General features: G+C 39.1%; 18 protein-coding genes. 13 read left to right on the forward strand and 5 right to left on the reverse strand.

The genetic code is table 11. The features are described 5' to 3' along the window. The first annotated feature begins 390 nt into the window (after positions 1-390). From zwf to PTUN_RS06955, 4 genes are all read left to right on the forward strand, one after another. Entirely contained in the window at positions 391-1,860 is a 1,470-nt protein-coding gene (gene zwf, locus PTUN_RS06940; RefSeq protein ID WP_009839499.1) for a glucose-6-phosphate dehydrogenase, read from the forward strand. After that, complete coding sequence (pgl, locus tag PTUN_RS06945) at positions 1,853-2,569, forward strand: 6-phosphogluconolactonase (RefSeq protein WP_009839500.1); 717 nt, start codon at positions 1,853-1,855, stop codon at positions 2,567-2,569. The genes zwf and pgl overlap by 8 nt, the downstream gene beginning before the upstream one ends. Positions 2,570-3,591: 1,022 nt before the next feature. After that, positions 3,592-6,240 (forward strand): TonB-dependent receptor, encoded by a 2,649-nt coding sequence (locus PTUN_RS06950; RefSeq protein ID WP_009839502.1) that lies wholly within the window; start codon positions 3,592-3,594, stop codon positions 6,238-6,240. 162 nt (positions 6,241-6,402) lie between these two features. After that, positions 6,403-7,923 (forward strand): tryptophan halogenase family protein, encoded by a 1,521-nt coding sequence (locus PTUN_RS06955; RefSeq protein WP_009839503.1) that lies wholly within the window; start codon positions 6,403-6,405, stop codon positions 7,921-7,923. 23 nt (positions 7,924-7,946) lie between these two features. Here PTUN_RS06955 and PTUN_RS06960 read toward each other — a convergent pair whose 3' ends face one another. Both PTUN_RS06960 and PTUN_RS06965 read right to left on the reverse strand, forming a co-directional pair. Further along, on the reverse strand, positions 7,947-9,479 hold the full coding sequence (locus PTUN_RS06960) for a tryptophan halogenase family protein (protein WP_009839504.1): 1,533 nt from the start codon (positions 9,477-9,479) through the stop codon (positions 7,947-7,949). Positions 9,480-9,495: 16 nt separating this feature from the next. After that, positions 9,496-10,194: a DUF6445 family protein gene (locus PTUN_RS06965; RefSeq protein ID WP_009839505.1), complete on the reverse strand. Its 699-nt coding sequence runs from the start codon at positions 10,192-10,194 to the stop codon at positions 9,496-9,498. A gap of 831 nt (positions 10,195-11,025) precedes the next feature. Here PTUN_RS06965 and PTUN_RS06970 point away from each other — a divergent pair. From PTUN_RS06970 to PTUN_RS06985, 4 genes are all read left to right on the forward strand, one after another. Further along, entirely contained in the window at positions 11,026-13,575 is a 2,550-nt protein-coding gene (locus PTUN_RS06970) for a TonB-dependent receptor (protein ID WP_009839506.1), read from the forward strand. Between the two features lie 108 nt (positions 13,576-13,683). Then, on the forward strand, positions 13,684-15,246 hold the full coding sequence (locus PTUN_RS06975; protein WP_009839507.1) for a tryptophan halogenase family protein: 1,563 nt from the start codon (positions 13,684-13,686) through the stop codon (positions 15,244-15,246). 9 nt (positions 15,247-15,255) lie between these two features. After that, positions 15,256-16,800: a tryptophan halogenase family protein gene (locus PTUN_RS06980; RefSeq protein WP_009839508.1), complete on the forward strand. Its 1,545-nt coding sequence runs from the start codon at positions 15,256-15,258 to the stop codon at positions 16,798-16,800. A gap of 107 nt (positions 16,801-16,907) precedes the next feature. Next, entirely contained in the window at positions 16,908-17,624 is a 717-nt protein-coding gene (locus PTUN_RS06985) for a SapC family protein (protein ID WP_009839509.1), read from the forward strand. 155 nt (positions 17,625-17,779) lie between these two features. On the opposite strand, the gene PTUN_RS06990 is transcribed toward PTUN_RS06985, so the two are convergent. Both PTUN_RS06990 and PTUN_RS06995 read right to left on the reverse strand, forming a co-directional pair. Next, a complete protein-coding gene (locus tag PTUN_RS06990; protein ID WP_009839510.1) occupies positions 17,780-18,031 on the reverse strand; it encodes a YdcH family protein in 252 nt (83 codons plus the stop codon). 13 nt (positions 18,032-18,044) lie between these two features. After that, complete coding sequence (locus tag PTUN_RS06995; RefSeq protein ID WP_009839511.1) at positions 18,045-18,356, reverse strand: TraR/DksA family transcriptional regulator; 312 nt, start codon at positions 18,354-18,356, stop codon at positions 18,045-18,047. Between the two features lie 170 nt (positions 18,357-18,526). Here PTUN_RS06995 and PTUN_RS07000 point away from each other — a divergent pair, with 170 nt between their 5' ends. Continuing rightward, positions 18,527-19,558 carry an isoaspartyl peptidase/L-asparaginase family protein gene (locus tag PTUN_RS07000; RefSeq protein WP_009839512.1) on the forward strand — a complete coding sequence of 344 codons (1,032 nt, stop codon included), beginning with the start codon at positions 18,527-18,529 and terminating at the stop codon, positions 19,556-19,558. A 192-nt stretch (positions 19,559-19,750) separates the two neighbouring features. Then, on the forward strand, positions 19,751-21,796 hold the full coding sequence (locus tag PTUN_RS07005) for a prolyl oligopeptidase family serine peptidase (protein ID WP_232285037.1): 2,046 nt from the start codon (positions 19,751-19,753) through the stop codon (positions 21,794-21,796). Between the two features lie 69 nt (positions 21,797-21,865). Here the strand turns inward: PTUN_RS07005 and PTUN_RS07010 are convergent, their stop codons facing one another. Then, positions 21,866-22,282 (reverse strand): hypothetical protein, encoded by a 417-nt coding sequence (locus tag PTUN_RS07010; protein WP_009839514.1) that lies wholly within the window; start codon positions 22,280-22,282, stop codon positions 21,866-21,868. A gap of 125 nt (positions 22,283-22,407) precedes the next feature. Between PTUN_RS07010 and PTUN_RS07015 the strand changes: the two genes are divergently transcribed. From PTUN_RS07015 to PTUN_RS07025, 3 genes are all read left to right on the forward strand, one after another. Beyond that, positions 22,408-24,486, forward strand: a complete 2,079-nt coding sequence (locus tag PTUN_RS07015; protein ID WP_119081455.1) for a TonB-dependent receptor plug domain-containing protein — start codon at positions 22,408-22,410, stop codon at positions 24,484-24,486. Between the two features lie 185 nt (positions 24,487-24,671). Next, complete coding sequence (locus PTUN_RS07020) at positions 24,672-25,019, forward strand: hypothetical protein (RefSeq protein WP_009839517.1); 348 nt, start codon at positions 24,672-24,674, stop codon at positions 25,017-25,019. A 101-nt stretch (positions 25,020-25,120) separates the two neighbouring features. Beyond that, positions 25,121-25,984 carry a DMT family transporter gene (locus PTUN_RS07025; protein WP_009839518.1) on the forward strand — a complete coding sequence of 288 codons (864 nt, stop codon included), beginning with the start codon at positions 25,121-25,123 and terminating at the stop codon, positions 25,982-25,984. The last annotated feature ends 137 nt before the right edge of the window (positions 25,985-26,121 follow it).

Consider the following 26,121-nt stretch of genomic DNA (forward strand, 5'->3'; position numbering starts at 1 on the left):
GGGTAGCGCTGAGTACTTTGGACCTGTAATTTTGTGAGAGGAGTTGCAGTGTCCCAAGGCTCATTATCTGCCTTAACTGGTAAAAGAACCTTTGAACGGGTAAGCGTGGGTGTCCTAGAGCCTTGCAATTTGTGAGAGGGTTGCAGGCTCTTAACCCCTTATCTTGCAAAAAACTGAATTAAAGCAAGATGTTTTAATTGCCTCCTTAGTGTGCTTCGGGCATATTTATCATCTGTAAAATTAAACTTGCATACGAATTCATTAAAAAAGCTTTTAAATAATCTGCAATTCATTAAAGCAATTGCCAATTAAACGATACTATTATCCTCAGCACGACAGTAAGAAGTGCCCAGACTTAGAGCTCTCGCTCCTAATAAAAGAGAATTAATTATGCTAAACCCATTTGATATTATTATTTTTGGTGGTGGTGGTGATTTATCACTACGTAAACTCCTACCGGCATGGTATCGCGCTTATCAAGAAGGTAATTTGCCTGCTGGTAGTCGTATTATGCCAACAGTAAGAGAATTAGCTGATCGAGCCGAATTTATTGAAAAAGTAGACAACGCCTTGCAAGCCCATTTAAGCACTGGCGAATATAACAAAAAAGATTGGGCTGTATTTGCAGAGTTTATTCATCCGATAGCGATTAATGTTACAGAGATTGATGAAAACTGGACTTTATTAAAAGAACGTCTTGAAGCCGAAGCCTCAGATCGTTCGCGGGTGTTTTATTTATCTTTACCGCCAGCTGTTTACGGTCGTTGTTGTGAGTTGTTGTCGCAGATGGAGCTTATTACTGAAACTTCGCGTGTCGTGGTGGAAAAGCCAATCGGTTACTGCGGTGCTTCTGCTGAAGAAATTAACTCTCAAGTGGCTCTGTATTTTAAAGAAGAGCAAATTTTCCGTATTGACCATTATTTAGGTAAAGAGACAGTACAAAATTTAATGGCATTGCGTTTTTCGAACGTATTGTTTGAGAATTTATGGGATGCTAAAACGATTGATAATATTCAAATTAGTATTTCAGAAACCGTTGGTTTAGAAACTCGTGCTGGTTTTTATGACAAAGCAGGTGCACTGCGAGACATGGTGCAAAACCACTTATTACAACTTTTATGTTTAGTTGCGATGGAATCGCCGCATAAATTGAATGCGAATAGTATTCGAGCTGAAAAATTAAAAGTACTTGAAGCGCTACGCCCTATAGTAGGTAAAGAAGTTAAAGAGAACATTGTGCGTGGGCAATATGTACCTGGAACAATGAATGGTAAAGTGGTACCTGGTTATTTAGAAGAATTAGGTGATAACTCCACCACAGAAACCTTTGTTGCTATTCGCGCTCACATTGATAACTGGCGTTGGGCAGGTGTGCCATTTTATTTAAGAACGGGCAAGCGTTTGAAAAAGCGTTGCGCTGAGATTGTGGTTGAATATAAATCGGTTTCACATAATGTTTATGAGCAAAATGTCGGTCCAATTCAACCTAATCGTCTGGTGATCCAAATTCAACCAGAAGAAAGTATTCAACTAACTTTGATGTCAAAACGTCTTGATAGTCTAGAAATGCAACTTGAACCTGTAACGTTAAACATCGAATTAGCGGAAGATTATAATAATAACTATCAAGGTGATGCTTATAAGCGTTTAATGCTTGATGCAGCAGCCAATAATCCTGCGTTATTTATTCATCGTGACGAAGTTCGTCAAGCGTGGAAGTGGATTGATCCTATTGTTGAACAATGGCAAAAATCAGGTGTTCCAGCGCTTTATCGAGCTGGTTCTTGGGGCCCAATTGATGCTGATGAGTTATTAGCTGAGCGAAATCATACTTGGTACAACGCAGGAGATAATGTTTAAGATGGCGATTGTTGAGAAGTTTTTTGATTCCAAAGAAGCGCTTAATGCAGAATTATCGGCCTCATTAGAAAAATCGTTGGTGGCAGGTATTGAAGCTGATGGTCGCGCAACATTATTAGTATCTGGTGGTTCATCACCAGCACCGGCATACAAACATTTATCTGGTTTAGCATTGCCTTGGCATGATATTGATGTGGCTATGGTTGATGAACGATGGGTTGATGCGACTCATGAGAAAAGTAATGAAGTATTTATTAAAGAGACTTTATTACAAGGTTATGCCAAAGAAGCGAATTTCATTACGATGAAAAATAGTGCTTTGTCAGCTGTGCAGGGAACAGCGCAGTGCGAAGCTGAATATCAAAAGTTAAAGCAGCCATTTGATGTAACTATTTTAGGTATGGGGCCAGATGGCCATACTGCGTCACTTTTTCCACATGCTGATGGTTTAGCGCATGGTTTAACTACCAAGGAATTAGTGTGTGCCATAAATGCAATGCAAAGTGAAGTAACAGGTGATATTACCGAGCGTATGACTTTGAGTTTAAATGGTATTTTAAATTCAAAAGTGATTAAACTGTTGATTAGTGGTCAAGAAAAATTAGATGTGTACATGAAGGCAAAAGAAAAAGCTGATATCGACGCAACACCAGTTAGTGCGGTATTACATCAAGATAACGTATTAGTTGAGGTATATTGGGCACCTTAGGGTGTAAAAAGCATTTTAAATCAAACAGCTTTTTAACTTGATATCACAATAAAGGTATCACTTTAGTTGTTTGTACTAAATGTTAAAAATAACCCTCGAATGAGTCGGGGGTTAGCATCAATAATGGGCATCTTAAGGTGCCTTTATCCAAAATTTAAAAATTATAATTTGTGAGTTTATAATGCAAACTCACTTTTTTATTGTACCCAACAATCAGTTTTTAAGGTCTATAGCTGTATCTTAGAAAATCACTTAAATTTCAGTTAATTCTATTAATACAAGCCAAACTCAAAATTTAACTCGCCTTAGCCAGCAATAGCATACTGAGTGAGTTGGATAATCAAAAGAACAGTGCCAGCATTTTAAAATACAAATAGTTGAATTTATCTTTAGGATTAATCTGTTTAATACTAGATTTTCAGCAAAGTAATAGTTAGAATACATAAATGACAGCGCTGTCATTTATGTATTCTAACTATTACTTTGCAAATAACTCCTGCCCGAATTATTTGTTGCTGTGATAGTGTATTGATTTTCCCCCTTTGAATCTAATTACTGCGCTATTTATTTCTTTTTTAAGTCGAATAAGCTTTTAAGGCTTATTTGACTTAAAAATCAATATCAGGTCGAGCTGGTCACTCCAGTTTAACTTATTCAAAGTGTAAAGTTCTATCCTGTTGTTTTAAATCAATATTTTATTTTTATTTAAGCTTGTTCATATTTTATTACATTTTAGTGACTATGTTTCTCATCGCTTTCGGCTTTACATCATGATGCATCGATAGGTAAGATAAAGTTTAGCAAAGGAGCGAAATGCTCTTTGCGGGCTTTTTTGTGCTTATTTTGTTAATTCAAAGTATTTTTTCGTTTAAATTAAGTGGAAAAATTGTACAAAGTACACAAAAAAAATGTAGCGAAGTTGTAATTTTGCGTGTATGGTTTGTTACTAGATGACAGCGTTGTCATCATCACTGGGCAGAAGTGATTTAAAAAACCAACAAAATTGATTCAAGGGGAATCCTGTGTTAGCTAAAAATTTTAAAAAAAGCTTACTAGCAGTTAACATCGGTCTAATTATGACCGCTGGCTTGACTGGTACTGTTTATGCTGCAGATGAAGTTAAAGTTAAAGAAGACGTTGAAGTAATCGAAGTACGTGGTATTCGTCGTTCACTTGAAGCTTCAATGAATACAAAACGTTTTGCAAATGCTGTTGTTGATGCAGTGTCAGCAGAAGACATTGGTAAGTTTCCAGATAACAATGTTGCTGAAGCATTAGGCCGCGTTCCAGGTGTTACAGTATCTCGTCAATTCGGTGAAGGCTCTTCAGTATCAATTCGTGGTGCTTCTAACTCACTAACGTTAACGACTTTAAATGGTCAAAACGTAGCCTCAGCTGGTTGGTATTCACAACAAGCAATCGATCGTACATTTAACTATTCTATGTTGCCACCTGAGTTAATTGCAGGCATGGATGTTTATAAATCTTCACAAGCTGACCTTCTTGAAGGTGGTGTGGGTGGTACTGTTGTTGTTAAAACGCGCAAGCCTTTAGATTTAGATGCTTTAACTGTGTTTGGTTCAGCTAAAGCTACAAAATCTTCAATTGGTGATGAGACTGATCCTGCTTTATCTGCATTAGTTAGTTGGAAAAATGATACTGAAAACTTTGGTATTTTAGGCTCGATTGCTCGTTCTGATTATTCTTTAGAACGCCGCGGTGTTGAAGCGCTTCCTAACTGGGGTGGTCGTATCGCACCTACAGCATTTGTTCAAGAACGAGAACGAACAGCTGTTGATTTTGTTTTGCAATATGCTCCAACTGAAAATCTAGATTTTGGCCTACATTATATGAACCTTGAATTAGGTGCTGATGGTGTTAACAATCAAGTTTGGGTACCGCAAAATTTATCTGATGCATGTGAAAAAAATGCTGATGGTGTTGAAATTAAATGTACTACAGATCAAGCTTGGGTTACTGAGAATGGTTTAGGTGGTAATGGTTATTACGATGTGCGTCCTCGTAATGCGACTATGGAAACTGAACTTTTTGCATTTGATTTTAAATTCCAAGGTGATGGTTTTAAAGTTGAAGGTCAAATCGGTACGTCTGAAGCCACTGGTGGTACTAATTTTGAAACGAATGTTGCATACATCTCAGGTGTGGGTGGTGCTGTAGGTACTATCGATGCAACTGGTAATGTCATTGATTTAGACCTAGTTGATAAGTCTTTCCCACTTCCATCTGCGGGCGAATATGTTGGTTGGGAAGGTTTACAACCAAACTCAATCGTTAACGAGCCACGTACAGACGAAGAAACATATGCACAAATTGATCTAGAATTTGATACTGATTTTGGTTTAATTACGTCAATTAAAACGGGTGCTCGTTGGTCTGATCATGATGTTGTTCGTGACCAAAATCGTCCAATCCTAAAAGGATTTGATGGCGACGCACAAGCTGCGCTAGTGGATTCTTCTCGTTTTGTGAATGGCACAATTGCTGCGGGTATGGATAATACATCAATCCCTAAAGCTGATGGCGGAGCAATGGTTGCTTACTCTAAAGAGTTTATCGATGGCTGGGTAAGAGCTCGTTCAGGTTATGCCTCACTTAATGAAGAGTCGATTGCACTTTATGTAATGGCGAATTTCCAAGGTGATAACTTCCGTGGTAACTTCGGTCTTCGTTACGTAAGTACAGATGCAAGTTCAACAGCATATGCACTAGATCCGACGTTAGTTGATACTGTTAACCCTATTAACAATGGTTACAGCATGAATACGGTAACAGAAGATCATGATTATTCTGAGTTTTTACCTAGTGTAAATATTGCGTATAACTATTCTGAAGATATTATTATCCGTGCTTCAGCATCAACAGTAATTTCTCGTCCTAACTACAACGACATGTTTGCAAACTCTGCACTTAGCGGTTACGCAGATAATGATCCACAAAACCAAACAGTTGTTAAAGGTACTCCAACACTTAGCCCGTTTAAAGCAAATCAAGCTGACTTAGGTGTTGAATATTATTTCTCTCCGTCGAGCTTAGTATCTGCTGCGATATTCTGGAAAGATGTAGCTACATTTACTACTTTCTCTCAGGTAGCAGACCAAGCAATTGGTATTGTTGATCCAGGTACAGGTGAAGATAGCTGGTTATTACAATCATATAAAGATGGTGATGGTGGTGATGTTTTAGGTTTAGAACTTCAATTACAACATTCATTTGATAATGGTTTTGGTGCAATTGTTAACTACACCTACGCTGATGCAAATGCAAATGCTGAAAACTTTGTTGATCACAACCCAATCTTCTCTGATTCATCAGAGCACACAGTTAATACCGTGTTATTCTATGAGAATGATGATTTCTCAGCTCGAGCTGCTTATTCATGGCGTTCAGAGTATATGATCCGTGAAACAGGTTTCTATGGTGCTCGTGAACATCAAGACTTTGGTACACTTGATTTAAGTGCTACATATAAGATTAGTGATAACTTCACTGTAATTGCTGATATTACAAATCTTCTTGAAGAAGATAGCGTTCAGATTGGTAATCATCAAAAGTGGGGCGGTTCAGATGCTAAACGCTTTAGCAAAGGTTATCCTGCATACGCTTACCAAGGTGAAGCGCGTTACTCACTAGGTGTTCAATTCCGTTTCTAATAACGAATTGGACAAAAAAACCCGAGCTTAAGCTCGGGTTTTTTATATGTATTAAAATCAACAGCATTTTATATAGCCGCTATCAGTATAAGCTATTGTATTTTTTGAAATAGTAATGATAGGGTTACTTCGTAGTCAATTAATATCTTCATTGGATTTAATATGGATATAAAAAAAGTCGCTATTTTAGGTGGGGGCACTGCGGGGTGGTTAACAGCAAATCACTTAGGTAAAGCTCTGATCGGGCAAGGTATATCAATTACCGTAATTGAGTCTCCTGATATACCAACCATAGGTGTTGGTGAGGGGACTGTGCCTATGATGAGAGAAACACTCAAATACTTTGGGATCAGCGAAAGTCAATTTATCAAAGAATGTGATGCGACATTTAAGCAATCTATCAAGTTTGTAAATTGGTTAGACAAAACGGCACACGGTGAAGGTAATTTTTATCATCACTTATTTGATTTTCCTTTTCCAAATAATCGAGATTTAACTCCTTTTTGGCTACGCACACAACACAAGTCATTTGCCCAAACGGTCTCATTTCAAGCAAATGTATGCGAGGCTAAAAAAGCCCCAAAAAAGATTTCAACACCTGAATATGTCGGCGAAACGACTTATGCATATCATCTTAATGCGAAAAAATTTGCCGAATTATTACAAAACCATGCAGTAAATAAGTTTTCTGTTGCACATCAAGTGAGTACTGTGATTGATGCGACTGTTAATAATACTGACATTGAGTTGATAGTAACGGACACTCATGGTGAGCAAGTTTTTGATTTTTATGTAGATTGCTCGGGATTTAATTGTTACTTGTTGGGTAAAAAATTAAATATACCATTTGTGGATATGAGCCATAAGCTCCCCATAGATAAAGCTATTACGGCGCAAATACCTACTGAGGATGATGCTGAAATCCCTCCATATACAATTGCTACTGCACATGAAGCAGGTTGGATATGGGATATAGCGCTAAAAAATAGGCGTGGAACCGGTTTTGTTTATTCGTCAAACTATCTTTCAGATGAAGAGGCAAAACAAAAGTTTGAGCGTTATCTCGGTCAGTCTTTAGAGGGCATAGTTTCTCGAGTAATTCCAATGAAAATTGGCTATCGAGAACAGTTTTGGCAAGGCAACTGCGTTGCAATTGGTTTGTCCCAAGGTTTTGTTGAACCATTAGAAGCAACTGCCATTTTAGTAACCGATTTTTGTGCTCGACATTTAGCAGAGCGTTTTCCTCGCTCAAAATCAGAGCTACCAGCTTGTCAGAGCCGGTTCAACCGTAATGTAAAATATGCATGGGATCGCGTTATTGATTTTATACAATTGCATTATTATTTATCAGATAGACAGGATTCTGCTTTTTGGTTGGATTGGAAAAACGTCGATCGCTTATCTGATGAACTAAAACAAAAGTTAGCGATTTGGCAAAATAATCCGCCTTTATCGACCGACTTCTTTTCAAAGTTTGAAGTGTTTGATGTAGAAAATTATTTATATGTTTTGTATGGAATGCATTATTTAACTAAGCCATCATATATAGACGCTAAGTCATTCGAGCAAGATCAAATATTGGCTCAACAAGTAGAAGATCATAGTCAAAAATTAATAGCGAGCCTTCCTTCACATCGCGAATTAATAGATAAACTTGCTAGATTTGACTTCAGTAAGCTATAAAAAAAAGCCCCTAAGGGCTTTTTTTATAGATAATTTTGAATTAAATCGCGATTATTTTTTAATTGCTTTTTCGCGTTAGAGCCTTTGATTTGAATAGATTCAAATGCTTTATCGATTAATGTATCGGGTAATGGCGCTGATTCCACGTAATCAGGTAAAAACTCAAGCCCATAGAGAATATATTGCCAGCTGGCCAAGGTAAATAAGTCATATTTATATGGTAAGTCACCATCGGTAATACCATAATATTTCCATGCCTCAAGCCGAGCTTTTAAACTAGCAGGTAGTGTCTTACTACTGGTATGTTCTTGCCAAAAAGCCGTATCTTTTCGTTTAGAGAGACAATAATGAAGCTTGATGAAATCAATGATATTTTTCCAGCGCGATACAAAAATTTCATTGTATTGCTGTTGTCTTATGTCCATCGCAGCTCTGTGTTGTGGGAAGCGTGCAGCAAGAGAGCGAACTCCAGCCTCAACCATCGCAATAGCCGTCGCTTCAAGAGGTTCAACAAATCCACTGGAAAAACCAATCGCACAGCAGTTTTTGTACCATGACTTTTCACGGTAACCCACATCAAAATGAATATGCCTTAGCGAAATATCAGTGTCTGCATCAATATTATGATAAGCCTTAAGAACGGCTTCTGCCCGTTCAGGAGTAGTATGTTTTGATGAATAGACATAACCAGTCCCTCGTCTTGATTGAAGCGATATATCCCAAATCCAACCGGCTTCTTGAGCCGTTGAAATAGTATGGGTTGCTATTGGTGAGTCATCTTTTTCATACGATACTTGCAGCGTTACCGCTGAATCGACACTTAAATATTGCGACTGACTAACGAATGGTACTGTTAGTGCTTTGCCTAACAGTAAAGATCTAAAACCCGTACAATCAACAAAAAAATCAGCTAAAAATGTTTTACCTTCATTACTTGTTATCGACGCGATATAACCATCGTTATCTATATTCACGTCTTCAATATCAGCAAAGATATGCTCAATATTGAGCTTTTCGGTACCATGCTTTTGTAGAACTTTTCCGAGTTTGGCGGCATCCAGATGATATGCATATTTAGCAAGCCATGAAAATTCGGGTGTTTCTGTAGTTTTGGGCGCTAAATTATGATCACATAATTGGGCCTGAACACAGGTAGCATGACTAAAATCATGTGACATTGTTCCTGCCTTTTTTCTTTTTACCCAATAGGCACTGAGGTCTATGCCTTTTGGCATTTCAGGTGGTTCAAAAGGATGATAATAGCCATGAGTGCGCTCTTGAGGGTCATGGAGCCAATTTTTAAACAGTGCACCTTGTTTAAAGCTCGCATCACAAGAGGCAAGGAAATCTTTTTCAGATAAACCTATTTCATACAAGGTATTCACTATAGTCGGAAATGTACCTTCTCCGACACCAATCGTTGGAATGTTGGCTGATTCAATTAAAGTAACTTTGATATTACGGCCTGTTTTTTTAAAGCTACTTGCTAGATAAGTTGCACTTAACCATCCAGAGGTGCCACCACCGACTACAATTACATTTCTCAAATCTGTCATGGTAAACCTTGTCTTTTTATTTTTTGATACAAAAGAAAGAAGCAACGGTTAATCTACCCAAACTTAAATCAGAGGTTTGGTTAATTTCACCTTTTAAATCAGCACAGTGTAGTATATTTCCAGAATAAATAATGATGCGATTAAACTTAGGCTTCACGGTAAAAACTTGTTCGAATAAGCGTGTGCTTCCTTGTAAGTAACCAGAGTGCTCATTTTCAAACTCTTTTAATGATTTAATCATATCGATGACAGCGTTGTCACCATTAATTTCTGTTTCACCGGTAGATTTGTATTTATAAAAAGAAGTCCCACCATGTTGTTCGCTGCATAAATAATGAACAGTCGCAAATTCGTTATTCTCGTAACAATCTACATGGGGTAGCTTTTGATAAATAGAGAGCTCATTTTCTTTTAAGGTGGTTATTGAAATTTCACTTCTATAAACATCTACATCTAAAAATTTATCACTATAACCTTGTGTAGTGAGTGTATGCAGTAATTCACTAAGAGCACGTTTATAAGGTGCAGGCATTTTATCTCTTTTTCCGGGATAAAATGTGCCATCTGCACCTGGAGGGTTAAAATAAGCTGTGTTTTTGGCGAAGTTAACAAGAACTTCTGGGTTCTTTAAGAAGTCGTCAATGATAAATAGTATGTGATTTGATGAAGGGATCGTAATTTTTTTAACCGTGAAGTCATTATTTAAATAAAACATAAGTATCCAGATAAAACAGAGCTTAGAGCATTATGTGAGTTTTTTTGTATATTAGTCAAACGCCATTCTGGCCGATTTATATTTCAACCTCTGTTATTTTTTAATCTATTAATGAGCCGTTATTTTAGGATTTAAATCAAAAAATTCAACGATAGACACAGTACTCGCAAAAAAAGAGTAATCACCTCAGTTTTGGATAAGAAAATTACTAACTCATTGAATTAAAATTAAATCTTAAAATTATTTATCTCGAGCATGAGATTTTCAAGGCTAGCAAGGAAGATTGTCATGTTAATAGGGGTTTATTGCTCGTTGATCCTACGCTGTTGCGTTGAAAATCGCAGCTTTAGATAGATTTATTATCCAGTATTGAGGTTAATATAAGCCAAACTGAGTTTCGAACATGTTTATGGTTACCAGAACATAAAACGTGATTTACTAACGCTAAAAGAAGTAGTTTAAAGCACTGAAGAACATAGAGAGTAAATTTTTGAAACCAAACATGTTTTACTTTTAAGCCTTTTGCCTGGCAATTCCCGTTATTTATTTCTATTGATCATTAATATTTTTGATTGCGGAAGTATTTATCAGCGATTTTTTATATTGATTTATAAAGCACACATAATACCAATTGTTAACAAAAAGTATTTTTCATTATTAGTTATAATCGTCACTAGGTATTGCCTAGACGTCATATCGCGGAATTAAGGTTAAAAATTTGTGGTCTTTATGTTAATTGTGTTGTATGTTTTGTTGTAATTATGACAGCGTTGTCATGATCGCTGGGTAGAAGTGATATAAAACCAACAATATAGATTCAAGGGGAATCCTGTGTTAGCTAACAATTTTAAAAAAAGCATATTAGCAATAAACATCGGTCTAGTATTGACCGCAGGTATGACGGGCACTGTTTATGCTGCTGATGAAGTTAAAGTTCAAGAAGAAGTTGAAGTTATTGAAGTGCGTGGTATACGCCGCTCGTTAGAAGCTGCATTAAATACGAAACGTTTCGCTAACGCGGTAGTTGATTCAATTTCAGCTGAAGACATTGGTAAAATGCCAGATAAAAATATCGCTGAATCGCTTCAACGCATTCCTGGTGTGTCAATTACTCGTAACTTTGCGGGAGAGGGCGGTTCAGTTTCAATCCGTGGTACGAATCCCGAGTTAACGGCCATTTCTTTAAATGGGAACTATGTTGCTTCGACAGGTTGGTTTTCTCAACAAGCAATGTCGCGCTCTTTTGATATGGATTTAATGCCAGCTGAAATGGTTGCAGGGGTAGATGTTTATAAATCACCAACAGCTTCATTAGATGAAGGTGGTGTGGGCGGTAGCGTGGTAATGCGTACTCGCAAACCACTAGAGCTAGACTCAATGACCATCTTCGGTTCATTAGAAATGCAAGATAACAGCATTGCTGATGACAATGGGTTTGGCGGTACGGGTCTTGTTAGCTGGAAAAATGAAGAAAGCAATTTTGGTATTTTAGGCTCACTTTCTACCCTTGAAACAGTTGGCCGGGCACATAAAGCTGAAAACTACATGGACGATGGTTGGGCGGGTGCCGGTATTGCTGAGTTTAACCAAACACGTAAGCGTGATGCGGTAAACTTTGTTGTGCAATATGCGCCTTCTGATGCGCTAGAAATGTCATTTAACTATTTTGGTGTTGATTTAGATGCGGGTAACTCAAATCAAAACTACTTAATTATCGCAGGTACTGATGTAGCAGGATTTAATTCAACGGTTTCAGGTGCAACTGAATTTGGTCCGTTAGGTTTTGCACTCAATGGTACACGCACAGGCGGTCCATTTGATGATCAAAATACCCGTAATGCAGAGGTTGATACCAAAGTGTATTCGTACGAAGCTAATTATACAGCAGAATCGTACACCGCTAAGTTTATCTTAGGTAAAACCGAAGCATCAGGTGGTGATGGTGGTAACTATAACATTGGTTGGACGTCAACTAATCCTAATCAAACCATTGAGTTTGATATGACACGTAAAAACGATATGTTGTTAAAACCAAGCAATACCGATGCTGGCAATCATGCTGAATACGTAATGAATACGCCGGCAGTGACAGAAGGTGTTCGTTCAGATGAAGAAACTTTTGCGCAATTAGATCTTGATTTTGCTGTTGAAATTGGCTCAATTACCAATATCAAAACAGGTTTAAAAGTACGTGATCATGAGTTTTTAAGCTACTCAAATAGATGGAGTTTTGCACCAGGAATTAACCTAGGTGCCAATGGCCAACCACTTACTAAAGCAGATTTTGCTGATGGTCATTTTGATCACTCAGGAGTTGGTTTAGTTGCAGGCTCACCCACTAATATTGCTCGAACTGATGGCGCGGCACTGCGTAAACATATTAACAGCTTTAAAAATGGCTCAACCTTAAATAAAGATGGTTGGGGTAAAGTATCAGAAGATATTACAGCAGCATATGTGCAAAGTGATTATTCTGGCGATGGTTTCCGAGGTAACGTAGGGTTACGTTATGTTCAAACTGATACCACATCAACATACTACGATTTTGTTACCCTAGATTTTAAAACAACTGAAAAGCGTAATTATGCAGATTGGTTACCAAGCTTTAATTTAGCCTTAGACCTTGATGATACTTTAATTTTACGTATGTCAGCGGCAAAAGTTATGAGCCGTCCCAACTATACCTTTATGAATCCAGCATCAAGCTATAACGAAACAACGCAAACCTATACCCGTGGTTCGGTTGATCTTGATCCGTATCGTGCAAACCAAGCTGATATTGGTATTGAGTGGTACTTCAATGAGTCGTCATTGATTTCTGCGTCACTCTTTAGCAAAGATATTAAGTCATTCATTATCCAAGGCGGGAATGTGTCACAAATCCAGGTTGGAGGTCAAACGCGCTTTGTTAGTGCTCCAGCACAAGGTCTAGGCGGTCAAATTGAAGGCCTTGAACTGCAATACCAACAAGCATTTGGTGAATTTGGTGTACTTGCTAACTTAACGTATGCCGAAGGTTATGGTTTACAACAATCAAATGGTCAAATCGTTAAAGCAGGTTTACCGGGTTTATCTAAGCTAACCATGAACTTAACTGGTTACTACGAAACAGATTTGTACTCAGTACGTGTAGCTTATAATCACCGTGATGAATACCTAGCTGAAAGCACAGGGATTGGCGGTACAACACTTTGGGATGCGCACGGTTATGTTGATTTATCAGCAACGTGGCATATCAATGAAAACCTAGATTTAAGCCTAGAAATGACTAACTTGCTTGAAGAAACAACAACGCAACGTTTAGATGGTGCGTATGACGCAATGCGTTTAGCAGCAGAAAATGGTCGTAATAGTTATTTGAAATTGTCTTACCGTTTCTAATAATTCGATGATAAAAAAGGGAAGGCGCATGCCTTCCTTTCTTTTTTATGTTTTTATCACAGTAATTTGAGGTAGATTATTGTGATAAGTACATAGTCTGAGGTTGTTATGTCACATCGAGTAAATCAAGTTGTCATCATAGGTGGTGGTACCGCAGGTTGGTTAACTGCTGCCGTTTTATCGAGTCAGCTACAAAGTACAAATAAAGAAGCGGTGCAAGTAACTCTTGTTGAATCACCAAATATTCCTATTTTAGGTGTCGGAGAAGGTACTTGGCCAAATCTTAGGGCAACGCTTAAACAGATTGGCGTCAGTGAAGCTGAGTTTATGAAAGGGTGTGATGCTACCTTCAAACAAGGGGCATTATTTTGTAATTGGATGAAGTCAGTAAACGAGCAAACTCATCAGTATTATCATCCGCTTAACACCGTATTTCACTCATCGTATGAATTTAGCCTCGCGCCATATTGGTTGTTAGGTCACAGCGAACGTTCACGCTATGATCATGCGGTTGCGACCCAAAGTTTAGTCTGTGAAGCAGGCCTTGGGCCTAAAGAAAAAACGACTCCAGAATACCAAGCAGTACAAGAATACTCATATCATTTAAATGCCAATAAATTTGCCCGCTTTTTAACCAAACATTGCACTGAAAAACTGGGTGTAAAATACATTCAAGCCAATGTATTAAAAGCAAATCGCGATGGCGATGATTATGTCACCTCTGTCACTACCGACAGTGAGCAATACGACGCAATTTGTGGCGATTTATTTGTTGATTGTAGTGGTACAACACCGGTTTTATTTGAGCAAACCTACCACATTCCTTGGGTTGATATTAGTGATGTCATCCTCAATGATACCGCTATTGCCATGCAAGTACCGTACGCCGATCCTGAGCGTGACATTGCTTCACACACCATTATGACCGCGCAAGACAACGGTTGGATTTGGGATATTGGTTTATATAACCGTCGTGGTGTAGGCCATGTTTTTAGTAGTAAACACACTGATATCAAGACTGCGGAAAAACAACTACGCGATTACATAGGCCAAGAAGCCGAAGGTTTAACTGCCAGAGTGATCCCATTAAAATTGGGCTATCGTGAAAAGTTTTGGCATAAAAACTGTGTTGCCATTGGCATGTCTGCTGGATTTGTAGAGCCACTTGAAGCATCAGCTATCTACCTTTATGACGCAGCGGCAAAAATGTTGGCAGATCAATTTCCGCGAACTCGAGAGTCTATGCAATATGTTGAAGAGAAATTTAATCGCTCGTTTAACATGCGGATGATCAGAACTATTGATTTTATTAAGTTACATTATTGTATTTCAGATCGTGATGACAGTGCTTATTGGCGCGATAACTGTTCAAATAAAACCATTCCTAAAGCACTGCAGCAACGTTTATTGCATTGGAAAGAGCATCCACCGACAAAGTATGACTTTGATAATGCGTGGGAGCCGTTTAATTTAGATAGTTATCTTTATGTGCTTTATGGCATGAAATACCAAACGAGTCTTGCTCACAATCAAGATGGCTTTATTTATTCAGACAAAGCCAAGGCTAAGTTTCGTGATGTAAGTATGATGGCCGATAAATTAGTCACGCATTTACCTAAGCATCGTGATTTACTAAAAAAAGTTTATCAGTTTGGTTTTACAAAGATTTAAGGCGTTTAGATGAATCATAAGAGTCGTATCGTCATTGTTGGCGGAGGCACAGCAGGCTGGTTGAGCGCCGCAAAACTGGCCAAAGAGTTAGCAGCTAATCAACCCAATGGGGTGCAAGTAACCTTGCTTGAGTCATCAGATATTCCGACCGTTGGAGTCGGTGAGGGCACCTGGCCAACGATACGTAAAACGTTGGCGAGTATCGGTATTGATGAAGCTGAATTTATAAAAGAAACGGATGCTTCGTTTAAACAAGCCACCCAGTTTGTCAATTGGAAATCAGATCCAATCAGTACCAATAACACCTATTATCATTTGTTTAGCTCCGTCAGTGACAGTGCGCAATTTAACTTAGCGCCTTATTGGTTGCTTGGAGATAAACACACCTCATATGCTCAAGCGGTCAGTGCGCAAGATATTCTTTGTGATAAAGGGCTTGCGCCTAAGCTCATTACTAACAAACCTTACGAAGGCATTCAAAATTACGCTTATCACCTCGATGCAGGTAAATTTGCGACGTTACTTAAACGCCACTGCATTGAAAAGTTAGGCGTAAAACACCTTATAGGAAATGTGGTGCAGGTCAATACAGATGAAGAGGGCGCCATTGCATCACTTGTAACGGATACCCAAGGTATGTTGGCCGCAGACTTATATGTTGATTGCACCGGATTTAAAAGCCTATTAATTGGCCAAGCGCTTGGCGTAAAATTTAACAGTATTGCAGACACTTTATTTGTTGATAATGCCATCGCAATTCAAATGCCCTATGAAAATGATGAAGCCGATATTGCCAGTGCCACCTTATCGACAGCGCAACAAGCAGGCTGGATATGGGATATAGGTTTACAGTCTCGCCGTGGCACAGGGCATGTTTATAGCTCAGAATTTATCAGTCATGATGAAGCAGAACATACTTTACGCCAGTATTTAGGGCCAAAAGCCACCGATTTACCAGCCAAACACATTAAAATGAACTGTGGCTATCGTGAAAAGTTCTGGCATAAAAACTGTGTTGCAATTGGATTATCCGCAGCCTTTGTTGAGCCGTTAGAAGCATCCGCTATTTTTTTAATTGAAGCATCCGCCAATATGGTGGCAGAGCTGTTTCCAATTAATAAAGCGCTGATGCAAGCGAGCGCACAGACATTTAATGATTCATTTAATTATCGTTGGCGCAAAACCATCGACTTTATTAAATTACATTATGTATTATCAAATCGCTCGGCACCATTTTGGCAAGCCAATAAGCGCCCCGAGAGCATTCCTAGCTCGTTATCTGAGATGCTCAACCAGTGGCAGCATCGACCTATCAGTAAATATGATTTTGCTCATGTATTTGAACCATTTCCACAAGAGAGTTATCAATATGTACTCTATGGCATGGGTTATCACCCTGATTTAGCCATGAGCCAAAGTCGGTATGCCAACCTGGATACCGCCGAAAATTTGTTCGGTCAAGTCAGTCAAATGCGGTCAAATTTTGAGAAACACTTAACAACAAATCGAGCGTTACTCAATAAAGTTAAAAAATATGGTTTTCAAAAGTTATAAAGTGATTTTTTAGGAAATTGACGCTTCCATTTTAGCGTCAAAACCAGTAGCCTTGGGCTTAACAGTAAGTTGAATGTATAAAAACTATATTTTTTTGGAGCAGTAAAATGACGGATTCTAATATTCAGCCGTTACATAATGTAACTCATGCCAATACAAAAATTAAAAATGGCATTAACATCGAATTCATGAAAAACCAGCACTTAGTACCAATCGTTGCACACGAGTTTTCTCGCGTTGCCAATGAGTACCCAATTGTGTTTGTTAAAAACTCAGAAACAGGTGAGTTCCAACCAGTTGCAATGCTAGGTCTAGAGCCAGGTGAAAACTTATTTATCAACGAAGATCGCTGGACTGGTTTATACGTACCACATGCATTAGTACGTTACCCGTTAGCACTTGTTGCAAGCCCTGAAGATCAACAACGTTTAATCGTTGCTGTTGTGCAATCAAGCAACTTAGTGAGCGAAGATGAAGGTCGTGCGCTGTTTGATGAAAAAGGCGAAGAGACAGATTATTTAAAACGTCGTAAAGAGTCTTTAATCTCTTACCTTGAGTTCTCTCAAGTAACGGCTGCGTTTTCTAAATATTTAGCAGATAAAGAATTGTTATCAGCTCAAACACTAACGATTGAAATTGATGGCGAAAAACGCGATATCAATGGTATCTATTTAGTTGATGAGAAAAAATTAAACGAGCTATCAGATGAAGATTTCTTAGATTTACGCAAGCGCGGTTTCTTAGGCCCAATCTTCTCGTCGTTAACATCAATGCACCAAGTTAACCGTTTAGCACGTGTTAAAGCTGAGAAAAACCCAAAATAAAGGTTTAACTTAGTTAAAAAAAGAGCAGCTAGTCTGCTCTTTTTTATGCTTAAAATTCAATTGATTAGTTATTTCCCCTTGGGTAAGTCGTTAACCAAAGAAAAAAAGCGCCCTGAGGCGCTTCGAGTGCAAGTAACAAACCAATTGAGGTAGGTTTATACGCAGGCCGAATGTTGTTTCAGCATGGCGTAAATTTCGTCTTTTAAACGTAAGCGTTTGACCTTTAAATGCTCTAGGTAATCATCAGCAGTATTTTCTACCCCTTCTTCAATGCGGATCACCTCATGGTCGAGCTCATGGTATTCTTTAAAAAGACGAGAAAAGTGGGCGTTATTCATTTTTAAATCACGGATTTCGTCTTTAAATTCAGGAAACTCATGGTGAATGTCATGTTTTTCGATAGTCATATTTTTCTTCCTATTAAGCGCAGTCAATACAAGTTTGGGTATAAGGGAGAGCCTCAAGCCGAGCGGGGGCAATTGCTTTTAGGCACTGCTGGCAAACCCCATAATGGCCTTGGTGCAGGTTTTCAATCGCCTGATTAACCAATTGCAATTCGCTTTTGGCTTCATTGCGAATGGTATTGAGTACTTGGTCATTTTCAGTTTCACTCACATATTCGGCAAAATCAGCGCTGCGGCCTTGTTTAAAATCGTTTTCAATCGCGTTAATACGATTAATAAGCTCAGCTTGCTGTTGCTCAAGTTTGAGTAAGAGAGTGTCATTTGCCATGTGTTTTCTCCTTATTGCTTGAGTTTTAAATTACGCCTTTTTGAAATTCAGAACTTGATCTAGAACAAATACTCAACACTTTCCATTTATCGCAATTTATTTGTGTTTAACCATTAAACGCTGCACATTGATTTTTACTTATAAAAATTAATAACAAAATTGGATGTGTTATGAAGCAATTATTATCCGTGGGTGCGTTATCCTTCGCTTTATTTAGCCAAGCCTTACAGGCACAAGCAGAAGTACCTTTTGCGATTGCGATTCATGGTGGTGCGGGCACGATAGCTAAAAGTCGTTTCACTCCAGAACAAGAACAAGCCTATCGCGTTACATTACGCCAAGCCGTCGAAGCGGGCCATGCGGTTTTAGCAAAAGGTGGTCAAAGTCTTGATGCCATTACCACGGCTATTAATGTATTAGAAAACTCCCCTTTTTTTAATGCAGGAAAAGGGGCGGTGTACACCTATGATGGGCAGCACGAACTGGATGCGTCCATTATGGAAGGAAAGTCGCGTCAAGCAGGTGCCGTTGCTGGGGTTAAGCGCATCGAAAATCCAATTAATTTAGCGCGTTTGGTGATGGAAAAATCAGTCCATGTCATGTTGGCAGCTGAAGGGGCAGAGCAGTTTGCCCAAACTCAAGGTGTGCCACTGGTCGACAATACCCTCTTTGATACAAAAGAGCGTTATGAGGCTTTGCTCAAAGCCAAAGAAAAACTCGAAAAAGCTACTAACCACACTAAAGATTATCAAGCTGCGCATCAAGCGTTACCTAGTGAATATAAAATGGGCACTGTGGGTGCGGTGGCGTTAGATCAATTTGGCAATATTGCAGCTGGCACGTCAACCGGAGGCATGACAGCTAAACGGTTTGGTCGTATTGGTGATGCGCCGATTATTGGTGCCGGCACCTTTGCTGATAATCAATCGTGCGCAGTGTCAGCAACAGGTCATGGTGAATTTTTTATTCGTTATAATGTTGCGGCAGATATTTGTGCTCGGGTGCAATACCAAGGCAAAACCATCGAGCAAGCGGGTAAAGAGGTGATTTTTGGCCCGATGTTTCAAGCTGGTGGTACGGGCGGTGTGATAATTATCGACCCTAAAGGCAATATTAGCATGCCGTTTAATACCTCAGGCATGTATCGCGCCAGCAAATCTAATTTATCACCTACTTATGTGGGTATCTTTGCAGACGAATAACCTCATCGTGAAGCGGCGTTATCTGCAAAAGCCATTGTAATTTAGATGTGTAGGTATAATGAGAAAATTCGTTACATTTTATAAAAATCAATAAAGTAAGTACATTGCGTCCCCGATAGAGGTTTTATACTATTGGGGAGTTTATAATTTAGGGAAATAACATTGAAAAAATCGATTCTTTTATCAGGTGCGGTGCTCGCCACCACACTGACTTCGTTTGTAGCAAAGGCAACCAATGAAGATCCATACATTTGGCTTGAAGACGTCGAAGGCGAACAAGCGTTAAACTGGGTTAAACAACAAAACGAGTTGTCTTTAGCGCAATTAAAGGCCCATCCAAGTTATCAGCAAATTTATAATAATACGCTCGCAATTTTAAACGATAAAGAGCGCATACCTTATGCTTCTGAGCGTGCTGGGTATTACTATAATTTTTGGCGAGATGAAACTCATACCCGTGGTGTGTATCGCCGGACGACATTTGAAGAATACCAAAAAGCTTCACCAAAATGGGAAACCGTACTTGATTTAGATGCACTGGCCAAACAAGAAAACGAAAACTGGGTCTATAAAGGCATAAGTTGCCATTATCCACAATACCAACGGTGTTTATTGTCTTTATCACGCGGTGGTGCCGATGCTACTGTGGTGCGCGAATTTGATATTTCCACTAAGTCGTTTGTGAAAGACGGTTTCAGTTTAGCTGAAGCAAAAAATGCCATTAGTTGGTTTGATGAAAATACTGTTTTTGTTGGCACAGACTTTGGTCCAGGCTCGATGACAGATTCAGGTTATCCTAGTGTGGTGAAACTATGGCAACGCGGCACTGCACTTGCCGATGCTAAAACGTTATTTACAGCCGATAAAACCTCAGTTTCTGCCGCAGGTTACACCGCTTATGATAGCAGTACGGCTTATCATTTTATTTTTGATGGCACTAGTTTTTACACTCGCGACATGTATCTACTCCATAATGATAAACAAGTTAAATTAGCGATCCCAAACGACGCCTCAGTCAAAGGGATCAATAATGGGCAGATTTTTATTGAGCTAAAATCACCTTGGCAGGGATTTGCCCAAGCTGAAGTCATTTACACCGATGTGAATGATTTAATTGCCAATAAACCGAAATTTAAAAGCTTCATCAAAGCGACAGATAAAGTCTCGATTGAAGGGCTTAGCTTCACTAAATCGGCCATTTTAGTTTCTGTGATGGAGGATGTGAAAAGTAAAGTTTACCGCTATCGTGCAAAACCAGATGGTCAGTGGCAAATCGAACAAATTGCTTTTCCTGAAACTGGCACTATTTCGGTATTTAATACCGATACAGATAAAGACGACTTCTTTGTTAGTTATACCGACTTTTTAACTCCAGCAAGCCTGTTTTTGGTTTCTGGCGACGACTTAAAAATCACTAAATTAAAAGGTGCCAAATCGCATTTTGATGGCAATAAATTTGTTGCAGAGCAGCGGTTTGCTACCTCAAAAGATGGCACCAAGGTGCCGTATTTTATTGTTCATGCAAAAAACATGAAACACGATGGTAAAAACCCAACCTTATTATATGGTTACGGTGGTTTTGAAGTGTCGATGCAGCCTTATTATTCTGCTAGCACAGGTAAAAACTGGTTAGAACAAGGGGGCGTATATGTATTGGCAAATATTCGTGGCGGCGCTGAATATGGCCCGCGTTGGCATCAAGCGGCTTTAAAACAAAATCGCCATAAAGCTTATGAAGATTTTGAAGCCATTGCTGAAGATTTAATTGCACATAAAGTGACATCATCGAAACATTTAGGCATTCAAGGTGGCAGTAACGGTGGTTTGTTAGTAGGCGCTGCATTTACTCGTCGTCCTGATTTATATAATGCAGTGATTTGCCAAGTGCCACTGCTTGATATGAAACGTTTTAGTCACTTGTTAGCGGGCGCAAGTTGGATGGGTGAATACGGAAATCCTGATATTGCTGAGGAATGGGATTACATTAAAACCTACTCACCGTATCATAATTTAAATAAAGAGACGGTTTATCCTAAAGTATTTTTCACGACGTCTACACGTGACGATCGGGTACATCCGGCCCATGCCCGTAAAATGGTGGCGAAGATGAAAGAAATGGGGCATGACGTCTTGTATTTTGAGAATATGGAAGGTGGTCACTCAGGGGCCGCCAATAATGAGCAGCGCGCCATGGTCAGTAGCCTAAGTTTTGCTTATTTAATGGACCGTTTAAAATAAACCAGTGTGTACTCTCGTTTTTTAAGCTTAGTAACGGCACCTTTAGGTGCCGTTTTTAAACCGTCAATATCAAGGTTTAATTTTACGCCAGACTTCTGTTTCAAGTACGCCGTTCACTTCACCTTGATGATGCCAAAATACGGTTTTGACGCCATCGATTTCTTTGGTTTCAAGCCAGCCTTTAAAGGTAAACGTTTTGCCCAAGTGCTCTTCGCTGGTGCCAGAGGTGATAACTTCTGAATAATGCTGCTCATCAGTGGTAAAGTCACCGGCTAAATAGCCACTAAAAGTGCCTGCTTTCATATTGGTGAGCGCGAATTTATTACCTTTTACCGTTTTTATGGCCACCACAGTGTTGTTATCGGCATAAATAATCTCACCGTTGCCAAGTGTATATTGCCCTTTAATAAAGTACCAAGCGCCATCGTAATTAGCACTTATGCAGTTAAAACTGATTAAAAATAGTAAAGCAAAAAGATGTTTCATATTTCCTCCTTAAACGTTTTCACTACCTTAACAAGCTCGATGAATTAACTCGATGTCAAATCTAAAAAATCAGAAAAAATTCAGCTTTTAAATGGTTGAATCAAAAAATAAAAAGGATTTTATTTGTGCTACAGTTAAGTCTAACTACTGTTATTGCTAATGTAACAATGCTGATAAAAGATTCGAAATTCCATTGGTCCTCACTGTATTTATTACTAGCAACATGTATTTTTTGTTGTATTTATACACGGCCAGTAGAAGCAACTTCCTCTGAGCCCATAGATGATTTTTTTGCGTTAAGCCTCGAAGACCTTATCAATGTTGAAATTGATATCGCTTCGAACAAAAAAACCACCTTACGGGAACAACCAAGCACAGTCACTTTAATTACGAGCGAGCAAATCAAGTACACAGGTGCAATGTATTTGATGGATTTACTCAAGCAAGTGCCAGGCTTTTGGCTGGGTACAGATACCATCGGCACATTTTCAAGCAGTTTTCGTGGTGTCTGGGGGATGGAAGCTAAAATTTTATTGATCATCGATGGAATAGAACAAAATGAGTTGGCATTTGGTTCTATGGTGCTTGGCAATCGTTATCCAACTAACTTGATTGATAAAGTTGAAATAATTCGCGGTCCGGGTTCAGTACGATATGGTGGCCAAGCTGCGCTTGCTGTGATCCGCGTTACTACAAAAAGTGCTAGCCAATTAGGAAATGCTGTTTCTTATACTAGCCACTTAGGCCAAGGGGGTAATCATCAAACCAATGTGAGTATGCGTACTGCTCATCAATTAACGGTTAATAATCAACCGATGAGATTAGGCCTTTCTGCTACTGTTGGTCAGGGGGATTATAGCGATAAACAATGGACCGGACTTGATGGTTATCAGTTTAACTTACGTGATAATAGTAATTCAAAGCCTATTGAAGTGAACTTAAATCTTGATTATTTAGGTTGGCAGCTTCACTTGCAACACAATGAATTTAAACAACAAGATAAACTTTTATTTGGCGATTCAGGCTTGTTTTATGCGCCAAATCGTCGTTATACCCAGCCCAATGAGTTATCTTTTTTGCATCAGGCTATAAGCCTTAGTAAATTATGGCAGCTGAATGATGCACTTAGTCTTGAAAGTAAAATGAGTTATGTCAGTCAGAAGCCTTGGAATAGCCAAGGGCAATACCAGCATGATTTGACCCGAAAACTTGCAAGAACTCGGCTAGATTTAACGGCAATGGCTACCTTATCAGCGCGTTCAAATATTTTATTTGGCAGCACGATTTATCATGAAACTGCCGAAGTCACGCAGTCTTACATCTTTGATCCCTCGACTCGTTATCAAGGTGATTCACAGTCCAGCATTGATGATGCTGCAGTTTTTTTACAATATGAAACCGTGTTTGATTGGGGAAATCTGACGCTTGGTGGTCGCTTTGAAAGTCACGAATATGCAGGTAGTAAATTTGTGCCACGAATTTCAATTACAAAGCTTTGGCAACGGCTGCATTTAAAATTAGTTTATAACGAAGCATTTAAAATTCCTCAGTTTGATACGGTTGCCAGTGCCCAAAATGCAGATACGCCCATCAATCAAGCAGAAACAACCCAAAGCTGGGAAATAGAACTGGGTTATCAATTGAGTGATTCATTGGCACTAGTAAGTAATGTATTTTTACAACAAATTGATAACTACATTGGCTTTAATCCGCAAACTGCATCAAATGCAACGCTCGGTAGCCTTGGTACTTACGGAGCAGAATTACAAGCTAATTGGCATTACCATCAGTTTGGACTCAATGCCAGCTACAGTTATTTTGCTATAGAACAAAATAATATTGGCGCTTTGCGTGTTCTTGGCAGTGAAAATGATGTGCTAGGTATTCCAAATCACATGTTAAAAATAGATGCTCATTATTCGTTTGATCGCTCGTCATCACTGCATTGGGTAGCACAATCGGTGTCAGCACGTTACGCTTGTATTGATGACATTAATTGGGTTTGTGGGGAAGAAAAAGCCATGCCAAGCGAAACCGATATGCGGGTATTTTATCAGTTTGACAATCAACAATGGCTTGTTAATGTCGGAGTAGAGCGACTGCTAAATAATAAGCATGTCATGATTCAACCGTATCGGGGGAGTCAATCGCCCATTCAAGGCCAAGGGCGTCAGATCATTTTAGATGTTGAATATCGTTTTTAATTATCTAAATTTACTTATTTATCTTTTAACATCTCTAAAAAACAGGCCTGTAACTGAGCCTGTTTTTTGTTATCTGCTGGCAGCGACGAAGGCCGTAAAAATACAGCGTCAACTAATGCCACCTTATTGATAAAAATCGGGTAAACTCGGCACTGAAATTAAAATTGGCAATAATGAGAGTGTGTATGAGTATAGCAATGGCCAGTGTGATGTTTTGTTTTAATAACCTCAATAAGTTACAAGCGCTCACTTTACAGCGAGAAGTACAATCAGCACGCTATCTGCAACAAAACAGCACAACTCAATCGCCTGCGTTGTTTAGTGGCCAGATCCCGCTTTATGAAGGACAGATTGACGACATCATCAGTTTTTTTATCAAACAACAACTCAGTGTTGAACAATGTCAGATTGTAATATCAGGGCAAAAGCTACAATCGTCTGACGGATCAACAGAGCCTACGGTATTACCTGTGCCAAACATTGTTAATCACATGCTTAAACACATCGATTGTACACTTATAATTGAACGCTAATTTATGGGGTGAATGAGGTATCAGCGTGTTACTCGTTGCTACCTGAGTCAAGTGCGAACCATTAACAAGCCTGATAATTAACTTAACGTAACCGGCAAAGTATGAATAACTCCCTCAAAACTATCAGCTATACCCTTATTGCGCTTATCGCCTTTGCGGCCAATTCGGTATTGTGTCGTTTAGCTCTCAAAGATCACGCCATTGACCCTTCAAGCTTTACTGTTATTCGCCTGCTTGCCGGTGTGGCGATGTTTGCTTTATTACTGGGTTTTAACTCGATAAAAGCAAAACCCAGCACGCCGCAGTTGCACAAAACAACAAAATGGCCCGCTATTTTATTGTTCGTTTACGCAATCACCTTTTCGTGGGCATATTTATCGGTTGAGACTGGCACAGGTGCCTTGGTATTGTTTGGCGCAGTGCAATTAACCATGATTTTAGCAAGTTTGCGCTCAGGAAATCGGCTGCGCTTAATTGAATGGTGTGGGATCAGTTTATCATTTTTGGGTTTGGTCTACCTCGTGTGGCCCAACCTTGCAACCCCGAGTATGACAGGATTTATCTTGATGGCCATCGCTGGTATCGCATGGGGTTTATACAGCGTGAGTGGGCGTGGAGTGTTAACCCCAAGCACACAAACGGCTGTTAATTTTACTTATACCTTACCGCTGGTGGCGCTATTAAGCATCATTATGTATCCAAGTTTTGATATTAGCTGGCAAGGTGTATTGCTGGGCGTTTTATCTGGCGCATTTGCTTCTGCGTTAGGTTATACCATTTGGTTTATCGCGCTAGGGTACTTGTCTGCAACGGAAGCTGCGGTGGTGCAGCTCTCAGTGCCCGTTATTGCTGCATTTGGCGGGGTTATATTTGTATCTGAACCTATTACGTTACGTTTAATGGTTGCCAGTGTACTGGTCCTTGGCGGCATTTTAGCTGTGCTGTTAGTGAAAAAGAGAGGGTAGGACGTCATAATTGAATTTTTTTGTGATTGTTCAATGAGAGCTTGGTTACACCATTAAATACACACTCATTCCTAATCAGCCAAATTGAACTGGATTATTTGGATAACAAAACAGTGTTTTACTTTGTGATGGCTCTG

This window comes from Pseudoalteromonas tunicata (assembly GCF_002310815.1).
Taxonomy (GTDB): domain Bacteria; phylum Pseudomonadota; class Gammaproteobacteria; order Enterobacterales; family Alteromonadaceae; genus Pseudoalteromonas; species Pseudoalteromonas tunicata.